Raw genomic sequence first — 245 nt, forward strand, 5'->3', positions numbered from 1 at the left:
GCGGCACGCACACTCGCCCGTTACGATATTAAAGTTATTGGAATCAACCGTGGCAACCTGGGTTTCCTGACTGACCTTGACCCCGATAACGCCCAGCAACAGTTAGCCGATGTGCTGGAAGGCCACTACATCAGCGAGAAACGTTTTTTGCTGGAAGCGCAAGTCTGTCAGCAAGATTGCCAGAAACGCATCAGCACCGCGATAAATGAAGTGGTGCTTCATCCAGGCAAAGTGGCGCATATGAT

At 51.4% G+C, this 245-nt stretch carries 1 protein-coding gene; it reads left to right on the forward strand.

What is annotated here, in order from left to right; all coding sequences use genetic code 11:
* Positions 1-245: NAD(+)/NADH kinase (locus tag FN960_RS22325; RefSeq protein ID WP_185971169.1), on the forward strand; the 245-nt coding region annotated here is incomplete at both ends.

It is taken from the genome of Alkalicoccobacillus porphyridii (assembly GCF_007293315.1).
Taxonomy (GTDB): Bacteria; Bacillota; Bacilli; order Bacillales; family Bacillaceae_D; genus Alkalicoccobacillus; species Alkalicoccobacillus porphyridii.